This is a genomic window from Fannyhessea sp. (assembly GCF_986145555.1).
The window spans coordinates 1-19,354 of sequence record NZ_CFRCNA010000024.1 but is presented as its reverse complement, the minus strand read 5'-3'; the positions used below and the strand labels follow the sequence as shown (position 1 = coordinate 19,354).

Below are 19,354 nucleotides of genomic sequence, written 5' to 3'. Positions count from 1 at the left end.
TCAACAATTGGGTAGTAGCTGGATTTACTTATACATTACGTATTTCTTAACCACTGAATGTATTCCAACTATAATTCCAATCATTGTTAAAGAGTTTTTACGAAGAAGAAAACAAAAGCGCAAAGCTTAAATGTGCTTGGCTCATGAGCTCGTGCTGCCATGACGACACTTTCAGCGCGAGGTTATAGGGTGTTTTAGCTTACCGATATACTTATAAACTCGCTGATATTAACCATACTTAAGCTACAGTATATAACCTGATTACGCTCAGTCCTATTAGACTATTTTAACAATTAATTTTTACATGTTCGTAATCTAATATATCTTTAATATTACATAGCTCATTATCCATTTTTATTTGATTCTCCCTTTTATATCTGTAAGTATATATTGGCCTATAGGCAAAATCGCATAAAAGCAATCTGACGATAATATATCTATCTAAACTAAAGTCTTGTCTACTTCCGTCTGCGCCAAGTTTTACAAATTCCTCATATTTGTTTTCGTCAAATCTTTGAAACAGTGAAGACCACATCCATCTAACAAATTGTTCAAAAATAAAATGAGAAACATCTGAAGTCGATATTTCATCACACAATTTATCTATAAATTTTGACTTTTCTAAATCATCAATATTTATTGATCTTTTGACTTTTTCAATAGCAGTTTTCCATACTTTAAATTCATCAATTGCCATTACTGGTCTATCAGAGCGTTCTGAATACGCAAGCCTGAAAATCAATATTACAATAATATCTTCTAAGTGCATAAAATTCAAAAGATACTTAAGAGTATCATTTGTTATCGAGTCTCCGCTCATTAATATTTCTTTACTAACGTTATTACTTTCGCTAATAAGGTATTCTGGCAACCTCTTATTTTTCATGCGAGTTAAAAACGATTCAACAAAAGCATTTTCTTTACTTCTATCGTCAATAATATGTCTAAATAAGATTTTAAATATTGGCGGAAAGCATCTATCGTCTTTAGTTTGACTATCTATTCTATTTAAAACATCGAACAAGTTCATCATCATAGTCATATCATTACATTGATTTATGAAATTAATATCTCTAAACTTTTCTTTTAAAATTGCAAGTATTTTTGAAATGCATAAATTACTTTCTTTTTTATCTTCTCTAAAATAATACTCATTACTTTTGTAAATTCCCCAAAATATATTTTCATATTCTTTATTTCCATGCAACTTTGTCTCTATTTCCAACAATACTCTTAAATCCTGAATTGCAATATTCACAATCTCTATCGGTAACACATTTAATTTAATTATTGTATTCCATTTTATGTGATAGTACAGTTCAAGCAGTTTCATAATGCTGCGAAGTAGATAGTTATCAATAAAATATTTTATCTTTTTATTTGTATCACATTTTGCATATTTATATACTTTATTTAGTAGATTATTTATTTTATTCCTTTCACATTCATATGCAATGTTATAAAATTCTATAATTTCAGAATCACTTGCACTAACTTCATTACCCTTGCTAAAAATGTAATAAATGTAATTAGTGACTCTTTCAACATTGCTATAATAGTTATTTTCTAATTCTAATATATTTTTAATATTGAAAATATTATTGAATATTTCTTCAAAGTCCTGCTCTATCTCCATTTTTATTTTTAGTTTTTCAAATTTATTAGTAATTTTATACAAATAACTTTGCGAGAAATTTTTTCTTGATAAATCTATTGTCTCTATCAAAAGGGCGATGCAATAAAATGAACCAACTATGAATGCAGAAAGCCATATTGAATCTATATATTTAATATGTGCAACTATTATTCCACGCATTTCATTTAATGCTCTAGATCCATAATCCAACTCAACACCAATAGAAATAATCGGAAGAATAGCAATTATCCAAGATAGAGGTTTAACTGGGAGTTCATTAAAACTTTTAAACCAAAAATTATTATGAAATATCAATTTTTTTATATTATAGCCCAAGTAGAAATTATCTTTATTCTCAGTATCAATCGTCTGTCGTTCTAAAAAATTCGATATAAATGTAATTATTGATACCAATCCAGCAGACATATAAAACATCTCTTTTCCCTTTAGTTCTGTGGGTAGATTTCTATAAATCAATAATGGTAACAATCCTACTAACCATATTGAAATATTTTTAATTGGGTGTCTTGCAATTTCACAAACAAAAAATAACAACCTCATAAATTTGCTTAAACATAAGTATGATAAATACCATAATCTGTATTTTAATTTTTTCATCATAATTTAACATCTCTCTTCGAACTATATTTTTTATTCTTTCTACGCACTGTTCCATCTTCTAAAACTTCCACATTGCTGCGAGGTACCATTTCAAGTTGAACTGCTTACAATTGCTCTTTTGAAATTATCCCTTCGTGATGGTTCTTATTCAAATAACGATTCTACGATCCTCCTGAATCCTCAATTGCCACATCTTCTGTATACTTATGCTTGGTCGTCAAACTTAGTATTCTTAGTTTTTGTTCTTTTGACATAACCCTCTCTTCCTTTCTGAGAACAAAAAAAATGGGCGGAAAACCAACAGAACTCAATGTTCTATGGTTCACCGCCCGTTATCCATTCGTGCATGTGTAGAGTGCTGGTCGCTTTTCAGGATTTCCCAATACGGAAAAGCAGGAAATCCAAGGCGAAAATCACTCGTGAACTATTTATTTCTGGTTCAATTGTAACATTCGTTTTACTCGTTGTCAACACAATAATTTATTCTCTTAACGTAATTCGTCCCACCAAAATCAACTAAAAGAAAAAAAGAAAAAGGGGCACAGGGAAAAGCGGGGAAAATGTTGTCTGTGGCATGTGTGTCACCCCTTAAGGTACGCAGTTTTCTAACGTAGCCAAGGTCTTTAGGCTTGCTTTCAGCTATTTGCTATGCCTTTTAGGTCTCGTCCGCCATAGACGATACGAATGATCGTTACCATATGTGCCGGCTCGCTAACCGTATAAAAGATGACGTAGTTTTTCACGGGAAGTGCTCTCATATTCATCGCCTTCCACGGTTCATTTTCCATTAAAGGATGACGCTCGGGAAAGGACGACAGAGACTTTGCCTGCTCACGTAGAAGTTTCGTGATATGATCCGCAGCAAGAGGAGCTTTCAGTATATAGGCAATATAGTCACCAATGCCCAGAAGATCTTCGCAGGCTTTCGGTGAATAGACGACGGAATAGGGCTCACTCATACCTGATACTTCCCGGAAAACTCTTCATCCATTTCATCTGCCGTATAGACACGCCCCGCTTTCAGAGAATCAAGACCCTTATAAAGCTCTGCATCAAGCTCTTCTTTGCTCATATGTCCGATGGCGGTAGGCGCTGCGTGTGGAAGTCGCGGCTCAAAAGGCAGACCTTTTTGTAAAACGACTTGACTGTAAAACATTTGCAGGGCACTGGAAGGAGTAATCCCCAGAGTGGAAAGGATTCCTTCCGCATTTTCTTTAAGGCTCGTATCAATACGGGCATAAAACGCACTTGTCTTTGCCATAAAAATCATCTCCTTTTGAGGAAAGTATAGCAAAACTTATCAATTATTGCAAGCATTTGCAAGCATCGTTTAGAAAGGGGGATGTATAGCCTCACGCATCAAAGGCATCACCGTGGAATTCAAGTCCGGCCTCACAATTGAAATCGAAGCGTAAAAAGGCTCCTCGCCACTGAACTCAATCAGTACTGAGGAGCCTTGGTCTGTCTATCCTTACTCGAATACCACAATATATTCTGCGGAAATTTCATCAAATGTAGAATCCACCTCTTCAAACACCACAGCAGGTTGCTGGTTTATTATTCCTCGTACATAAGCATCTCGTGCATTTGGTTTTTCTAACAATACCCACTTAAGCTGTTTATATGAGTATTTCGCAAAGGCAATCCACTGTGGATAGTTTATTGCCATTGGATTCTTTGTGAAATAAACTTTTCCGGCATTCACAGCTGTTGCTGCAGAGTGCCCAATAAATAACATGGTCGACAGCTTTGGATGCTTCTCTCTCTTCAGAGAAAACGGAATGGAATCCTTGATTGAATGTCCTTCCTTAATTCGTTTGAAGGCATATCCTATCCTCGTTACCACCTCAACAATCATTACTGGGATTGATAGCATGCAGAAATGTATAAAGTCATACCCTTCGTAATACATACCTTGTACGATCTCGGCAATGGTCTGATCATACTCTCCGATTTCACCAATCTGCAAGAGATTGAATAATCCCATCAACGGAGCAGGAAGTCCCATTGATGTTGTGATATCCGATTTAAAATGAATTATCTGTTTTGCGATTGATGCGAAAATATCTGTTTCTTTTCGGTCTGCATAGTTTTCCATGACCTGAGATACGATTTTTCCAGTCTTATCAATAGTGGTCATTCTACCTGTCAGTATATCTGCCACTCCAAATATAAGACCGAGCAAGGGATCATGCCCAAGGGAAAGCAACCGATGATAATATGCTGACAATCCTTCAACATACACCGTCGTGTTTCGATTATCCTGTGCATCAAAGGGTACTTTGCTAACCTTGGAATTGGCCAGTTTCTCCATCTCTTCTTCCGGGAATTTCTTATCAAACCAGTCCCTGACGTAATTTGCAAGAGTCCCACCTTTTAAACCTTCTGGAGTCTTCTGGGGAATACCAACTAATAAAATATCAACAGTCGCCCCAAGCATTCCTGCCACAGCACTAATTGCAATGTCGTACTTATCCAGATGGTGAAGCTGATTATACTCTGCATTAAGCAGCTGGATTTCCTTGGTATTTCTCTTGAGTTCTTCCTCAGTAAAGATTGATTCAAGTTCATGACCAGACCCTACAGCCTTTTCTGCTTCGAGGCATAAATCTTCCCACGAGGGTACAACCATTACCTTTTTCGGTTCAACTTGTTTCGGTAATGTTGGCATTTCCGTATACCCAAGCATTTGGAGCATATCTTCGCTTTCCTGAATTCTACTATCAAGTTCAGAAGTAGATGACATTGATGCCTTAATCCTCTTTAGCTCCTCGTCATGATATTTCAGAGCATCATTTATTTGTTGTTCCGTTTCAGAATACTTGTATTTACTCATCTTTAGCCTTCTTTTTTTCAAGCTCCGCGATCTGAGATCTTAGTTCCTGTATATCGGATTGTAAGCCGTTCATCTCTTTCTTCAATTTGGAATCATATGCCAACAACCTATCTTGACGCTCTTTGTCGAGTTCCGTCTTTGCGTCCAGTTCTTTGATGACCGCATTGTGCTTAGCAAGAGCCTTTTTGTACAATTCCTCTTTCTCTTCTGCCTGTTTTTGATACTTCCTGATTAAGAAAAATGCACTCACAGTCGTGGGTAGCGCAGTCAAAACTCCGATCTGAAAATTTTGATCCTTTACGACTTAAACAACTGCTTTTCCTGCTTTTGCTAAACCAGCATCCGCCTTGTCCAGCATAGGCGTCAGCTTATTTATGTTGAATTTACTCATCGCAGCACCCCGCTTTATGCAACACCCAAGTCATGCTTCAAATCCTTGATAGCCTGCTGAAGTAGAATGTTGAGGCTCTGCAAATAATCCATTCTCTCTTTATCTGCATCAGCTTCTGCCTTCATAGCCTTGATAATTGCTTCATGCTTTTTCAGCGCCTCTTTGTATAAGCGTTCTTTTTCCTGCCTTAATTGCTTATTCTTCAAGTGCGAAGCAACTCCTACTCCGGCAGCAGCAAGCCCTGCGACTGGTGCAGCAAGGATAAACACCCCTGCCACCATACCACCTCCAACGATAGCTCCCGCTGTTGCAAGACCCGATGTGATACCGGCAGCGGATAATCCAACAACACCAAGCCCGTAAAGGCCGGCAAAAGAACCCACTCCACCAATACCAGCTCCAAGAGCTCCGGCTAATACTTCTGGAATAGCGCTCTCTTTAATTATTCGGCTTTTGTCGTTTAGGGCAGCCGCAGCCTCGTTTACGACATTAACCACAGATTGCATGGATTCCACACTCTGGAAATTCATGTCCTTCTTCTTTTTAACGTATGTATCTTTTTCCTTTTTGCTCATAAAAAGATACCTCCTTGTATTTTTTCAGTCTTCCCGACTTAGGCATCTATCTCCGACACTCAACTACCCCAACATCTAACTTGGCAACTCAACACTCACACCTTTAATCGGAATCGTCCTTCAAGCCATCCTTGGATAAGTTCTCTCGGAGCGATTGCCGTCTCCACCTGCTCGAAACCGACGAAACCCGAAAAGCGCCTTATTTCAAGGGCTTTCGAGCCTATTTCCCTTCGACCCTTGACATCAACACGACGCCCCCCACATGTGCATTCAATGCCAGAGGACAAAAATACTACAAGAAAAACCCGACCTCATGCAAGATCGGGTTTTAGCAATAACACTAAGTAATGGCAAATACTATTCGTATGCCTACTCTGCCAATGCTTTTTTAGCAACTGCAGCCAAGTCAGCAAAGCCTTGTTCGTCCTCGCAGGCAATTTGAGCCAACACTTTACGGTCGAGCTCAACGCCAGCAACTTTAAGACCATGCATAAAAGTGCTGTAAGAAAGATCGTTCAAGCGAGCAGCAGCGTTAATGCGCTGAATCCAAAGACCGCGGATCTCGCGCTTTTTATTACGACGATCGCGATATGCATACTGAAGAGAATGTTGAACTTGCTCTTTCATACCGCGGAAGGTACGAGAGCCTACTCCGTAATAACCCTTTGAGCGCTCTACGAGTGTTTGACGCTTTTTACGACCTGCAACTGCGCGTTTTACACGTGCCATATCTCATCAACTCCTTAAGAAATTTTCTTCAAAAGACGCATGTGCGTCAAACTAATTGCCCATACGTTGTGATACAACTTGAGCATCTGCACTAGAAACAAGAGTTTCTTTACGGAAACCGCGAATACGCTTTTGAGACTTCTTGGTTAAGATGTGGCTCTTGAATGCTTTAGCACGCATGATTTTTCCGGTTCCTGTACGGCGAAAACGTTTTGCCGAACCTTTGTGAGTTTTCATCTTAGGCATAACTAGCTCTCCTTTTACTACTCTTCGCTCTTTTCAACCTGCGCTTGATCTTGACGCGGAGCTTTCTCATCAAAAGCACCCTTAATGGGAGCAACAAGCATATGCATATTGCGTCCCTCCATTTTTGGCTTTGCCTCTACCGTTGCGTACGGCTTTAAATCGGCAGCCAAGCGGTCCAAAACGTTTTGTCCCTGTTCGGGATGCGCCATTTCACGGCCGCGGAACATGATAGTAATCTTGACACGCGCTCCTTTTTTTAAAAAGCGCATAACATGATTCTTCTTGGTGGTGTAGTCGCCCACATCAATTTTTGGACGAAACTTCATTTCTTTGACCTCAATTTTAACCTGCTTTTTACGAGCAAGCTTTGCTTTGCGGTCTTGATCGTACTTGAATTTGCGATAGTCCATCACCTTACATACAGGAGGCTCTGCTCCCGGTGCAATCTCAACTAAATCGAGATTTTGTTCATCGGCAATCCGCTGAGCATCACGAACACCAAACAAACCTAACTGAGAACCATCAACACCGATAAGACGACAAGTACGTGCTGTAATTTCGTCATTAATGCGAGTTGCGTCGTTCTTGGCTATCTTCTACACCTTCCTTTCACATAACCTAAACCTTAGGTAACGCCACATATAGAGCATAACAACAAATGTCGGCATAAAAAAACCCGACACAAAAGGTCAGGCATAAGTATCATACATAACGTGTATCACATTTGCTTGACCTGATAGCTACATTGAGCGCCATAAGGTGAGAGCCGTAACAGCTCCGCTTTATCTTTGCTTACAATACGCTTTTACATGCTTATTTTCAAGCTTTTTACTAAAAAACAGGCGAGACCATAATCTAAACATACTGAAAAGCATACGTGGTGCCCGAGGTGAGACTCGAACTCACACTCTGTTGCCAGAAATGGATTTTGAATCCATCGCGTCTGCCAATTCCACCACTCGGGCACGTTTGCAACACCGCTTGATAGGTGCGTGTAAAAATATAGCACATCACAGGCTTTTGGCAAAGGTTATTTTTTGCTTATTATATGTGCAAGTTCGCATACAAGCTATTTACCAGCATTTATGACGTGTATTGTTGCAAAAATGGATTATGTTCAAGTTCTTTGTACATCCGTGATGGATCGCCGTGTCCAGGGAAAATATGCGAATTAGGATCAAGCTCGCGAACGATGCGCTTTAGACTTTGCTGCATTAAGCGGTCGTCACCGCCTAGTAAATCGGTACGTCCAATACTTCCCTTAAAAAGAGTATCTCCTGTAAACACCAAACCTTGAGCCTTACCTTGACCGATAATAATAACGCTTCCGGGCGTATGACCTGGTACCGACATAATCTTAAACGACGCTGCGCCCAAATCAAGCACCATTGAATCTTCGAGGTAAAAATCAGCGTGCGGTGCATTTGCTTCGTAGGTATATCCAAGTTCATCGGGTCCTTGTGCCGATAAAGCGCGATCTTCATCGGCGGCGGCAATGCCATAGCGTGCACCCGTAAGACGGCGGAGCTGCGCCACACCACCTACATGGTCGTTATGCCCATGAGTTGCAAGAATATAGCGTATGTGCAACTCTTGAGGCAAATGTTGGGCAATGGCTGTACCCTGATCTCCAGCATCGATAATAAGCCCTACATGTTCACCATTGTCAATGGACTCGTATAAATAGCAGTTAGTGCATAAAGGACCAACGATAAAGCCTTGGAGCTCTTCTAAAGGCTCGGGCATCTGAGAAGATGAATCAGACGCTGACGCGCGAGAATTAAGCGTATCTTCCATCATAAAGTACCTCTTATCTTAAGGATGTGAGCACGCACAACAACACCTGTATGCACGTACAGTTTACCAAACAACAACTTTTGCGCGAAAATGTTGTAACCAAGCGCTAGCTAGGGTAACGCGTTGCAATAACGCAGCTCGCCAAAACAACACGCCTCTTACAAGATGCGTTTCATTTCGTTTCCTCCCTCACCCGGAAGAATGCGACGCGCGTCAAAAACTGCTTGTACACGTTTTACACTTGCAAAGAGCGCAGGTAAGCGTGAGGCATCAGAAATTGCCAGCAAAAAGCGCATTCTCACTAATCCATGAGATGAGGTTTGTGTTGCTGCAGATAAAATATTACTTCCTGCATCGCATAAACTTGAAGTAATATCTTTGAGCAGCCCCATACGATCGGTTGCTTCAACCACAATTTCAACTTGAAATTCTGTTGCGCCCGTTGTATCCCATGCAACTTCTATCATACGCTCGGGATGAGCTTCCAGCCCTTTTTTATTAGGACACGAACAACGATGAACAGAGACACCACGCCCACGCGTTACAAAGCCCACAATCTCGTCACCAGCAACAGGATTGCAACAATGCGCAAGGTGTACCAGCAAATCGGGATCGCCCTTAACAACAACACCGCAGTTTGCCTGTTTGCGTTTTTTACGATATTGCTCAAATTTTTGTACCGCAAGCGGCAAATCTTGTTCGATAGCAATTTTTTGTTCAGCATGTTTGGCAACAACTTGGGCATGAACAGCATCAGTACCTTCGATAGCAATTTCAATTTTATTAGCAACTTGTTTGGTAGAAATTTTTCCCGTTCCAAGTGCTGCTAACAAATCTTCTACGCGCACAAAATCAAACTGGCTCACTACGTCTTCAAGTGCTTTGGTCACGCGCAATGTTGAAATGCCGTAACCTTTTTTGCGCAGCTCATGAGCCAAATCCACACGGCCTGCTTCGGCATCATCGGTGCGCGACAATGCAGAAAAGTACTTTCGTACTTTAGCTTTTGCAGAAGGAGTTACTACAATATTGAGCCAGTCATGGCTAGGTTTTGCGTTTTTATTGGTTAGCACTTCAATGCGGTCGCCGTTGCGCAAACGATACGTAAGTGGCACAACCGATCCGTTAACTTTTGCGCCTACGCAATGATTTCCCACTTCTGTGTGTACCGAGTAGGCAAAGTCCAGAGGCGTTGAATCTCGACGCAAGCTTACAACCTCGCCTTTTGGCGTAAATACAAAGATTTCGTCCTCAAAAAGATCAAGACGCAAGTTGTGCATAAATTCATGCGGATCTTCTAGGTCTTCATCAACTGCCCAGTCGAGGCTTCGGCGAATCCAGTTTATCTGCGAATCAATTTCTTCTTCATCGCGCGACATTTTACCCGTACTGCTACCATTTTTCTTGTACAGCCAATGTGCCGCAATACCATATTCTGCCTGGTCGTGCATTTCAAACGTTCTAATTTGGATCTCAATAGGACGCGCGTCTACACCCACAACTGTTGTATGAAGCGAACGGTATCCATTAGGCTTAGGCATAGCAATATAGTCTTTAAACCTACCAGGCAAAGGATGCCAGATCGTATGCACTGCACCAAGCGCTAAATAACAGTCGCCCACCGATTTGGTAAGCACGCGAATAGCAACGAGGTCATAAATATCATTAAAGCTTTTATCTTTTCTCAGCATTTTTTGATAAATTGACCACAGATGTTTTGGACGACCTTGAATCTGAAAATCACTTATACCAACTTTGTGTAATTCTTGTTCAAGCATATGGATTGTACTGGTAATATTTTGTTCACGTTGTGCACGTGTTTCTTGCACCATAAGTGCAACATGCTCATATTCATCGTGTTCAAGATACAAAAATGCTAAATCTTCGAGCTCCCACTTAATAGAGCTGATACCGAGCCTATCCGCCAAAGGCGCATAAACATCCATGGTTTCGCGCGCTTTAAAGTTTCGACGATGGGGCGGAAGCGCAGCAAGCGTACGCATATTGTGCAAACGGTCGGCAAGCTTGATGATGATAACGCGAATGTCTTTAGACATTGCCAAAAACATTTTACGCAGGTTAAGAGCTTGCTTTTCGTCCATTGAACTTACTTCAATGGAGGTAAGTTTAGTTACACCGTCTACCAAATCCATAACGGTCTCACCAAAAAGATTGCGTATATCCTCAAGCGTTGCAGACGTATCTTCAACCGTGTCGTGCAAAAGCGCAGCGCAAATTGAGTCTTCGTCCATATGCAAGTCTTTTGCCAAAATAAAGGCAACTTCTACGGGATGGTTGATGTAAGGCTCACCTGATTGGCGCATTTGCTTTTTATGGTAAGTAGAAGCAAAATCATACGCTTCGTCTAAACGTTTAACCGCTTCAAAACCTAAATAATGTGCACAAATCGAACGAAGCGGACGCCAATTGTCTGCTTGCGGAACGCCAGCTTTTCTTACGTATGGTTCTAGCTGCCCCTCTTTTGACGCAGGCGCATCCGCACTTAGCTGCGCTGGATCCTGCTTGTTATTCTTAACATTATTCATGAGCAACTCTTTCGTCTACAATGTTCCCGAATGCAGGAAGGATAGGTCTTTGAACACGAGCGAGCATCTCAGCGCGCGTTGCCGCGTGTGCCCACGCGCTCATTTGATCAAACTCTTCCCACATACGCAAGCCTTCAACATAGCGTATCGACTTCTCAAGCATAACAGGAATCGTGAGTAAAGTGTCTGATAAATCAAATATATCAGCATGATTAAAGGTAAGTGTTACACGCTGTAGGGCAACATCGGCCTGAGAAAGGGTATGCGCGTTGTAATCAATGAGCTTCAATTCTTTAAAAATCTGCAAAGCAGCCTCAATAGTAGACACACTATATGCAGGTGAGTACCCCTTTTCTTTTTGCGTGCGAGCGTGAGGTGCTTCGTTTGTGTGTTCTGTACGAACGCACTCAGAATCGGATTTTTCACATGCGACTGGACTACAAGATGCGCCATGTGAACGGGAAATATCACACCAAGTTGTAGCGTCTTGTACGTCTTTAAGCAAAACAGTTACGGTGGCTACGGTAGCGTCCTCATCGTGGGTGTCTTTGGACAATACCTTGGAAGCCGCCCCTTTTCGCGCGGTTTGCACAAGTGCTGTATATATGCACTGTAAATCATCTGCACAAGGAGCAGTTGTAGACAAGATATATCGTGCAGAAGCAATATCGTGTTTGGTGTAGAGAGCATAAATTTCAGATGGTTTATGATCTCTTCCAGCGCGCCCACTCATCTGATTAAAATCGTGCGCGGTAAAGGGCATATTATACAGAACAACACGTCGAACATCAGAAATATTAACTCCCTCGCCAAAAGCACTGGTAGCTATAACTGCAATAAGATCACCTGCACGAAAAGCCGTTTGCACTTGTACACGCACATCTCGCGATAAACCAGCATGGTAAAATGCAATTTGCGGTGCAAATTCAGGTAGGCGATGGCGCAAAATATGTACAAGCTGGAGAGCTTTTATACGGGAATTAACATACACAACAGTTTTTTCGCCGTCGGCAATGAGGTTAACCAATATCTCGTCACGATTATTAGCGTTGCGTCTATCAATAATGTCTAAATTAGAACGCTGCGAATCATCCAAAATAACATGCTGCGCACCTATGTGTGCAAGTCGTAAAATCTCACGGGCACAATCGGTAGAAACCGTTGCACTGACTGCCAAGGTAACAGGATTACCAAGCACGTCAAGTACCTGCGGCATACAACTATATGCGCTGCGTGTACCACGCTTTGCTTCGGCCATATGATGAGCTTCATCAAACACAACAAAAGCAGTTGTGCCTACAAACTCGCGCGCATGAAGCGCTAAAAACTCGGGCGTGGTCATTACAATATCGCAGGTTCCATCTTTAATGTGTTGATAGATCTCTAGGCGCTTTGACTGGGGCGTTTCTCCGTTAAGCACGCAAACGCGCACGCCAAATTTTGAGCACACATCACTTATATGATAGCTTTGGTCGTTTACAAGGGCGCGCAACGGATACACAAAAATGCTTAAACCCTTACGTTTAATTGCGCACATACATGCAAACAGCTGAAAAATCAAAGATTTGCCTCGACCGGTTGCCATAACACACAAACAGTTGTTGTTGTGTCTGAGCATGTTAAGCGCATATGCTTGCACAGGAAGCAGCGCATGGTCACCGATGAGTTGTCTCCGCAAAAAGTTCTCAAGCTCATCATCAGTTTTTTGTTCAAGTTCGCTTCTCAATGCCAGCGACTCATGATTAAGCTCGCCATCAAGTTCTCTTTGAGGAAGACTCAGCCGAGAAAATGCACAGGTATCACAATGTGCATGCTTGGTATCCTGTTTGCGCACAATAATATCTTTAATCATGAGCTTAGGCTTAACACGGCCTTGCCAAACCTCATTAACAGGGTTAAAGACAATATCGCAGGTTTCGTGTAACGACATAAGATTTTGAATATGAGATGCCTTAAAAACAATGGATGAGAGGCGCACTTTGTGCTGCTGCGCAACAAAGCGCATATGATTATTATGAGCACCAACACGCATTTTATTGCGCATTTCAATGTTATGAGCTGCAAAAATTGGACGCTCGTTGCCCGATCCAAAAGGTTGCAACATTTCTAAAGAATCAAGATCTGATACGGTAATTTCGGACAAATCAACTGGTATAACCAATTCACGCGGTGCATAAAGCGCCGAGGCAGGCAAAGCGTCAATTGTGCGTTCAACGTGTTGAATTATGGTAGGAAGAATATGAGGCGAACACGTAAATCCAACTGCCGCAGCATGTCCGCCAAAACGAATAAGCTGCGATCCAAACCTCTCAACAACATCAAAAAGATTAACGTTGCCAACGCTTCTTCCCGAACACTTTGCACTACCTTGAGCAATTGAGCACGCAAACGCGGGCAATTCATAGGCACGCGCAAGACGAGAAGCAACAATGCCGATAACGCCTTCATTCCACTTTGAACTTGAAACAAATATCACATGTTTTTGCTGCTTGAGCGCGTCTTTTGCCTGTTTAAATGCTTCATCGCAAGCTTTTTTCTCAAGATTTCTACGGCAAATATTTAATTCTTCAAGCTCATTTGCATACGTATATGCTTCACTTAAACTTTGCGCCTGCAACAAATTATATGCCGTTTGAACACGATCAAGCCTTCCTGCAGCATTAAGGCGCGGAATCAAAGAACTTGCGAGCTCCTCGGGCATCGTAGCGTGAATATCAATTCCGCACACACGAGCAAGAGCACTTAAGCCCAAACGACTTGACGCACGAATACAACGAATACCTTCGGTAACTAAAGCGCGATTTTCTGGAGTAAGCTTTACACGATCGGAAATAGTTCCAAGCGTTGCTACATCAAGATAATCTTTCCATAGATAAGGCTTACCGTATGCAGCACCAAGCACATCAACAAGCTTAAGCGCAACACCTGCACCAGCAAGCTCAAATGATGCGCACGATGGGTTAAGCTTTGGATTTGCGGTGGGCACCACGGGAAGAGTTTTTGCAGTAGGCTCGTGGTGGTCGGTAATAACTACGTCTACGCCATGCTTGATACTATATAAGCACTGCTCATATGCATCAATACCGTTATCAACGGTAATAATAAGATTGGGGTTATACGCCGCTACAAGGCGGTCAAACGCAGCCTTAGAAAGGCTATAACCCTCATGAACGCGGCTTGGAATAAACGGATACACGCGCGCACCAAGCGTTTTAAGTGCATCGGTTAAGAGTGCTGTTGCACATATACCGTCTACATCAAAATCACCAAACACCACAATACGCTCGTGTGAATCAAGCGCATGCTGAACGCGGTCTGCCACAGCCGCTAAACCTGGAATAAAGAGCGGATTTACCCAATCACGTTCAAGCGAAGCCGTTAAAAAGCGCTCAATCTGTTCTTGCGTGGTATAGCCGCGCGATACCAAAACACGCGCAACAAGCCGAGGCAATCTGCACGTGTTTATAAGCTTATCTTCAAGCTCAAGATCTCTGGATAACAGTTGCCAGCGATTATGTTGCGTTGAACCAATCATAAGGCTCTCAACTAACGATTACGAGCTACACTGTTAAGTTCGTCGTGATTAAGCTGCTGCGTATGACTTGCATATTTTTGCTCGATACGCGCCCAACGCTTTTCGTGAGTTTTCCAAATAGCTAACAGCGGAGAAGCAACTCCAAAGCTTGACCATGTACCCAAAATTTCTCCGATGAGCATAGCAAGCGCAAAGTCTTTAAGCGTTTGACCGCCAAGAACAAGCATAATTGCAACTGGTACCACAGAGGTGATTGTCGTGTTAATGGTACGAACAAATACTTCGTTAATTGAGAAATTACAAATTTCATAATAGGTATGATGAATGCCATCGTGAAGATGTTTGGCGTTTTCGTCCATACGGTTAAATTCAACAACCGTATCGTAGAGCGAATATCCCATAATGGTCAAAAGTGCAGCTACCACGTTAGGTGTAATAGGCGTTTGAGTCCATGCATAAATTCCCAGAGTAATTACAAGGTCGTGAATAAGCGCGATAACTGCGGTAATAGACATTTTGAATTCGTAACGAATTGAAACGTACACAATAATCAAAACAATTGCGATACAAAATGCAAAGGCAGACGCGCGCGTGATATCTTGACCCCAGTCAGGACCGATCGTAGTAACGGTATACGAATCGTCGGCAAGACCCAAGCTTTTTGCAGCAGCAGCAGCGTGAGCATTTGCAACTTCGGGGTTTGTGGTGTCAGAGCGCACCAAAAATCCTTGTGCTGCATCAGAAACACTGGTTTGAACAACAGGATCATTCTCCCCTGCTTGAAGCAGAGCGTCACGCATAGCAGCTATTGTTATAGAGCCCGTATCGTGAAAATCAATGGTAGTTCCGCCTTGAAATTCAATACCAAACACCAAGCCTTTAAGAACTAAACCTACAACAGCTAACACTACCAACACGCTTGAAATGCTTAAGAACACACGACGGTGAGGGATAAAGCTGATTTCTTTTCTAAAATGACTACGCATGCTCAACACCTCCTTTTTGAGCAAGCTCGTCTCGTTTGCGCTGCGCCTCGTCTACATCTTGTGAAACACCCCAAAAACGAGGATGTTTTTCAATGGCATGAAGCGCGAGTAAGCGTAAAGCCGGGGCTTTAAAGAAAAACATGGTGGCAATATCACACACAATACCTAAGGCAAGTGTGAGACCAAAACCTTTCACGGCACCAACTGCAACAAAGAAAAGCGAAAGTGCCGTAACCATGGTAACAGCATCGGCGTCCAATGACGTCATAATTCCGTGCTTTGAACCCGAAACAGCTGCGTCTTTAATACGTTTGCCCATACGAATTTCTTCGCGGAAACGCTCAAGAACCAAAATAGAGGAATCGGCAGCCGATCCTGTGGTTAATACAATACCTGCAAGACCAGGCAATGTAAGTGCAAACGCACCAAAGTGAGAAAGCAGTGCTAAAAGTCCTAAATACAACACGGCAAAGACTGCCAAAGAGCCCATCGTAAGCAAACCAAGTGCACGATAAAAAATAAACAGGTAAATAATAACAGCCACGGCTCCGACAGCAATTGCAAAAATGCCTTGATGCAGCGAATCTTGACCAAGCGTTGGGCCAACAACTCTACTTTCTGAATAGCTAAGCTTAACGGGTAGTGAACCACTATCAAGCACGGTCTTAAGGTCTTTTGCCTGCTGAAGTGTAAAGTTTCCCGTAATGGAAACCTGACCGCCGTTGATCTCATTTTGAACCGCAGGAGCTGAATATACTTTTCCATCCAAGGTGATTGCAATGCGACCCTTGGTAGGTGCCAGCTCGCGCGTAACATCAGCAAATTGCTTTGAACCCTCATCGTCTAAGGAGATATTAACAGAGTAGCCACCTTTTGCATTTTGCGTGCTTTGTTCTACCGATGTTTTTACAATGTGAGAACCGTCCAAAAATGAGGTATACGTATTATCTTCAAGTTCTACACCTTCGGTACCTGCTTGAAGTTTAAGCAATGCATCAGCGTCACCAATATCGTCTAAACGAACAAACTGCAGATTACCCGTTTGTCCAATCGTTTTAATAGCAGCTTTTGCATCGGTTGCGCCTGGAATTTGAACCAGAATAGACGTAGCACCTTGTTGCTGCACCGTTGTTTCGGAAGCGCCTAACGCATTCACACGCTTTTGAATAATATTGGTAGCGATTTGCATTTCCTCGGCCGAAGGGGTCGATCCATCGGGGCGCGAAGCGGTCATAATAACCGATACACCGCCTTGAATATCAAGACCCTTTGTGATTTTCTCACCAAGCGGCGTAAAGCCAATAACGGCAACCACCAGCACAATTACCAACAATACCAAGGAAGAGATCCAACGGCGTTGATGAGGTGTTATACGCGTTTTCCGCGAGGAATTTCTTCTACGCTGAGATGAGCCACGCGAGATGTCCTGACCATTCCATCGTGCAAACCCCGAATGTTCTTGACGAGGTTTTATGTCTTTTATCATAGTAGTCTCTTTCGTAATCTTTGAGCACTCACACAAAATTATGTAAAGATATACAACGAAACTTAATTATAAACAAAAGTAGCTTAAATCTCATGGCAAACGAGTGCACAAATTATATTCAGACAACCGTAATTACTCTCGTTAAACCACAATCTTGATCGCTTTGTATGAGAGGACGTGATTGTATATAGAGAATATATTTTCCTTTTGTCTTAGGCTTCCAGGTAAAATCGGTCTCACTGCTCCAGTCACGTATTACCTCGGTGGCAGTGGGATCATAATTTTTATATGCCCTGTACATAATATCGTAATTGGATAAGTTTTCTTTAACTTTGCGCGCGACAATCCTAAATTCAGGAGTGATCTTGTCGTTGTGGCATGAGTCGATATGTATGTTTTGCTCGCCATCTTGAGCAGAAATTGTGCACGAAACATGCTGAACCCCAGGATAGCTATTGCGACAATCCTCCCATTGATCATAACGGTAAAGCAGTTCGTTCATACGAGCATCAGAATCTGTATTCGATAAAATATCAGCTACCAAAGCACTTACACGGTCAGCACCGCTGGAATTAAGGTGTTCCACATCGTAAAACTGTAGTAACGAAGGACGATACTGATTATCTTTAACTAAGTTAAGATCTATGTACCGTGAACCATATTTTTGTGCTAGAGCCTCAAGCGGTTTCATCATAGAAGGATACACGCCCTTGTCATTTACAAACACAAAACTAGGATATGGCGCAATAACTGTGATGAGCTCAATATTGTGTTCCTTACAATACTTGCAAATTTCCTCATACGTTTTCATATGTTCGTCTGAAAGCTTGCCAAACTCAAAGGGCGTTAGCGTGCGTTTATTCAAATCAACACCATGGTCAAACCATTTAGTATTACTAGAGTAATTACCATATCCATTTGCGTAATAATGCCAGGTATGATAATGAATAACAGAATCTGCAATTCGATCAGTTGAAGATAATCTTTGTGATAAATTGTTCAACGGATCAGATTTACGATTGACATGATAACCCCACAGAACAGGGTAATTAAGGGAGTCACGCTTACCAAAATAATGAGGGTCAAAAACCGTTTGTGATACATCTTTTAGATAGTACGGCAATGATAAGTCGCTTAAATAACCCGTTGAAAAAATGGCATGCCTTTTAAGATCAGCTTCGTTTGGGTCATCCCAAAGACTTTCATGGCGAAGTCCTAAAATAACGCGAGAAATTCCTCGTGTTTCGTGAGTTTTTTTAATGGCATGAAAGCTATCGTGCAAGCTTTGAAGTGGCACTGCAACGGTATAGGTAGTTGTATGAAGCTTATCATCCAAAATAGTAGGATTGATTGTACGTTCAGCATAAGACGATCCCGTAATAATAGTGTCAACATGAGAGGCTTTATTAAAGGCTTCCCATGAAATGAGCGACCATGATGAGTACGGAACAAACGCACACATTAAAGCTACATTGATAAGACAAAACACAATCATAAAAATCAGCGCGGCTACGCAACGGCGAATAACACGCTGCTTAAACGAAAAAGAGGAAGTCTTTGATTGATCGTTTTTCAAGGAGGCACACGCAACCTGAGAAATGCTCGTATCAGTGTGGTGTGTGAGTTTAGTAATTGGCATACATAAACCCTCCGTGATTTGAACTTAAGTAGCTTGCAAATACCAGTACTAAAAATACAGCAATATAAAGTGCATAACGCGCTATGTGGTGTTGTTTGTCAAAATATGCAAGAGTGTTCCCACCACGTTCGTTGATGAAACTTACTACAAAGACCACTACACACATTACAAAGCTCAACGCAATGGCAAGAATCTGGTCCTCTTTAATGCCTATGCTATAAAGTGTTGGATAAAGCATATGTGCATGAAACGAGAACACCGTGTTGTAGAGGCAGGTAAACGAGGTTTGTGCATCAAAGATACGGTCGAAGTACCAGCCAATGTTTACCAC

General features: G+C 41.7%; 15 protein-coding genes, 1 tRNA gene and 1 pseudogene. All 17 read right to left on the bottom strand.

All coding sequences use genetic code 11. The annotated features are described in order from the left end of the window. Nucleotides 1-286: 286 nt before the first annotated feature. Nucleotides 287-2,257, bottom strand: coding sequence for a hypothetical protein (locus AC5GD6_RS05210; protein ID WP_491846392.1), 1,971 nt, complete (start codon nt 2,255-2,257; stop codon nt 287-289). Nucleotides 2,258-2,892: 635 nt separating this feature from the next. Then, nucleotides 2,893-3,216: a type II toxin-antitoxin system RelE/ParE family toxin gene (locus tag AC5GD6_RS05205; protein WP_491846391.1), complete on the bottom strand. Its 324-nt coding sequence runs from the start codon at nt 3,214-3,216 to the stop codon at nt 2,893-2,895. Then, a complete protein-coding gene (locus AC5GD6_RS05200) occupies nt 3,213-3,518 on the bottom strand; it encodes a type II toxin-antitoxin system RelB/DinJ family antitoxin (protein WP_491846390.1) in 306 nt (101 codons plus the stop codon). The genes AC5GD6_RS05205 and AC5GD6_RS05200 overlap by 4 nt, the downstream gene beginning before the upstream one ends. A 210-nt stretch (nt 3,519-3,728) precedes the next feature. Beyond that, nucleotides 3,729-5,093: a hypothetical protein gene (locus tag AC5GD6_RS05195; protein ID WP_491846389.1), complete on the bottom strand. Its 1,365-nt coding sequence runs from the start codon at nt 5,091-5,093 to the stop codon at nt 3,729-3,731. Further along, nucleotides 5,086-5,364, bottom strand: a complete 279-nt coding sequence (locus AC5GD6_RS05190; RefSeq protein WP_491846388.1) for a DUF6779 domain-containing protein — start codon at nt 5,362-5,364, stop codon at nt 5,086-5,088. The genes AC5GD6_RS05195 and AC5GD6_RS05190 overlap by 8 nt, the downstream gene beginning before the upstream one ends. 134 nt (nt 5,365-5,498) lie before the next feature. After that, on the bottom strand, nt 5,499-6,059 hold the full coding sequence (locus AC5GD6_RS05185) for a hypothetical protein (protein WP_416447966.1): 561 nt from the start codon (nt 6,057-6,059) through the stop codon (nt 5,499-5,501). Nucleotides 6,060-6,428: 369 nt separating this feature from the next. Next, complete coding sequence (gene rplT, locus AC5GD6_RS05180) at nt 6,429-6,788, bottom strand: 50S ribosomal protein L20 (RefSeq protein ID WP_006303444.1); 360 nt, start codon at nt 6,786-6,788, stop codon at nt 6,429-6,431. Nucleotides 6,789-6,839: 51 nt separating this feature from the next. Then, entirely contained in the window at nt 6,840-7,034 is a 195-nt protein-coding gene (rpmI, locus tag AC5GD6_RS05175; RefSeq protein ID WP_006303445.1) for a 50S ribosomal protein L35, read from the bottom strand. 17 nt (nt 7,035-7,051) lie between these two features. Further along, complete coding sequence (gene infC / locus AC5GD6_RS05170; protein WP_081462125.1) at nt 7,052-7,627, bottom strand: translation initiation factor IF-3; 576 nt, start codon at nt 7,625-7,627, stop codon at nt 7,052-7,054. Between the two features lie 285 nt (nt 7,628-7,912). Continuing rightward, nucleotides 7,913-7,999: transfer RNA gene (locus AC5GD6_RS05165), tRNA-Leu, on the bottom strand. Nucleotides 8,000-8,117: 118 nt separating this feature from the next. Next, nucleotides 8,118-8,834: an MBL fold metallo-hydrolase gene (locus tag AC5GD6_RS05160; protein WP_491846387.1), complete on the bottom strand. Its 717-nt coding sequence runs from the start codon at nt 8,832-8,834 to the stop codon at nt 8,118-8,120. A 155-nt stretch (nt 8,835-8,989) separates the two neighbouring features. Continuing rightward, nucleotides 8,990-11,377, bottom strand: coding sequence for a RelA/SpoT family protein (locus AC5GD6_RS05155; protein ID WP_491846386.1), 2,388 nt, complete (start codon nt 11,375-11,377; stop codon nt 8,990-8,992). Beyond that, a complete protein-coding gene (recJ, locus tag AC5GD6_RS05150; RefSeq protein WP_491846385.1) occupies nt 11,370-14,912 on the bottom strand; it encodes a single-stranded-DNA-specific exonuclease RecJ in 3,543 nt (1,180 codons plus the stop codon). The genes AC5GD6_RS05155 and recJ overlap by 8 nt, the downstream gene beginning before the upstream one ends. Nucleotides 14,913-14,923: 11 nt before the next feature. Further along, the gene (gene secF / locus AC5GD6_RS05145) at nt 14,924-15,898 is read right to left on the bottom strand and encodes a protein translocase subunit SecF (RefSeq protein ID WP_276770495.1); all 975 of its coding nucleotides are present in this window, start codon (nt 15,896-15,898) and stop codon (nt 14,924-14,926) included. Next, nucleotides 15,891-17,384 carry a protein translocase subunit SecD gene (secD, locus tag AC5GD6_RS05140; protein WP_491846384.1) on the bottom strand — a complete coding sequence of 498 codons (1,494 nt, stop codon included), beginning with the start codon at nt 17,382-17,384 and terminating at the stop codon, nt 15,891-15,893. The genes secF and secD overlap by 8 nt, the downstream gene beginning before the upstream one ends. A 118-nt stretch (nt 17,385-17,502) precedes the next feature. Next, nucleotides 17,503-19,023 (bottom strand): hypothetical protein, encoded by a 1,521-nt coding sequence (locus AC5GD6_RS05135; protein WP_464362069.1) that lies wholly within the window; start codon nt 19,021-19,023, stop codon nt 17,503-17,505. Continuing rightward, nucleotides 19,010-19,354, bottom strand: a pseudogene (locus tag AC5GD6_RS05130) (MBOAT family O-acyltransferase); the annotation flags it as partial. The pseudogene AC5GD6_RS05130 and the gene AC5GD6_RS05135, both read right to left, overlap by 14 nt.

Bases quoted from the DNA above. Each gene is read 5' to 3' on its own strand.
- AC5GD6_RS05135 (WP_464362069.1), bottom strand. From the start codon at position 19,023: ATGCCAATTACTAAACTCACACACCACACTGATACGAGCATTTCTCAG.
- secD (WP_491846384.1), bottom strand. From the start codon at position 17,384: ATGATAAAAGACATAAAACCTCGTCAAGAACATTCGGGGTTTGCACGA.
- AC5GD6_RS05210 (WP_491846392.1), bottom strand. From the start codon at position 2,257: ATGATGAAAAAATTAAAATACAGATTATGGTATTTATCATACTTATGT.
- AC5GD6_RS05185 (WP_416447966.1), bottom strand. From the start codon at position 6,059: ATGAGCAAAAAGGAAAAAGATACATACGTTAAAAAGAAGAAGGACATG.
- AC5GD6_RS05195 (WP_491846389.1), bottom strand. From the start codon at position 5,093: ATGAGTAAATACAAGTATTCTGAAACGGAACAACAAATAAATGATGCT.
- AC5GD6_RS05200 (WP_491846390.1), bottom strand. From the start codon at position 3,518: ATGGCAAAGACAAGTGCGTTTTATGCCCGTATTGATACGAGCCTTAAA.
- rplT (WP_006303444.1), bottom strand. From the start codon at position 6,788: ATGGCACGTGTAAAACGCGCAGTTGCAGGTCGTAAAAAGCGTCAAACA.
- rpmI (WP_006303445.1), bottom strand. From the start codon at position 7,034: ATGCCTAAGATGAAAACTCACAAAGGTTCGGCAAAACGTTTTCGCCGT.
- AC5GD6_RS05155 (WP_491846386.1), bottom strand. From the start codon at position 11,377: ATGAATAATGTTAAGAATAACAAGCAGGATCCAGCGCAGCTAAGTGCG.
- recJ (WP_491846385.1), bottom strand. From the start codon at position 14,912: ATGATTGGTTCAACGCAACATAATCGCTGGCAACTGTTATCCAGAGAT.
- AC5GD6_RS05160 (WP_491846387.1), bottom strand. From the start codon at position 8,834: ATGATGGAAGATACGCTTAATTCTCGCGCGTCAGCGTCTGATTCATCT.
- AC5GD6_RS05205 (WP_491846391.1), bottom strand. From the start codon at position 3,216: ATGAGTGAGCCCTATTCCGTCGTCTATTCACCGAAAGCCTGCGAAGAT.
- secF (WP_276770495.1), bottom strand. From the start codon at position 15,898: ATGCGTAGTCATTTTAGAAAAGAAATCAGCTTTATCCCTCACCGTCGT.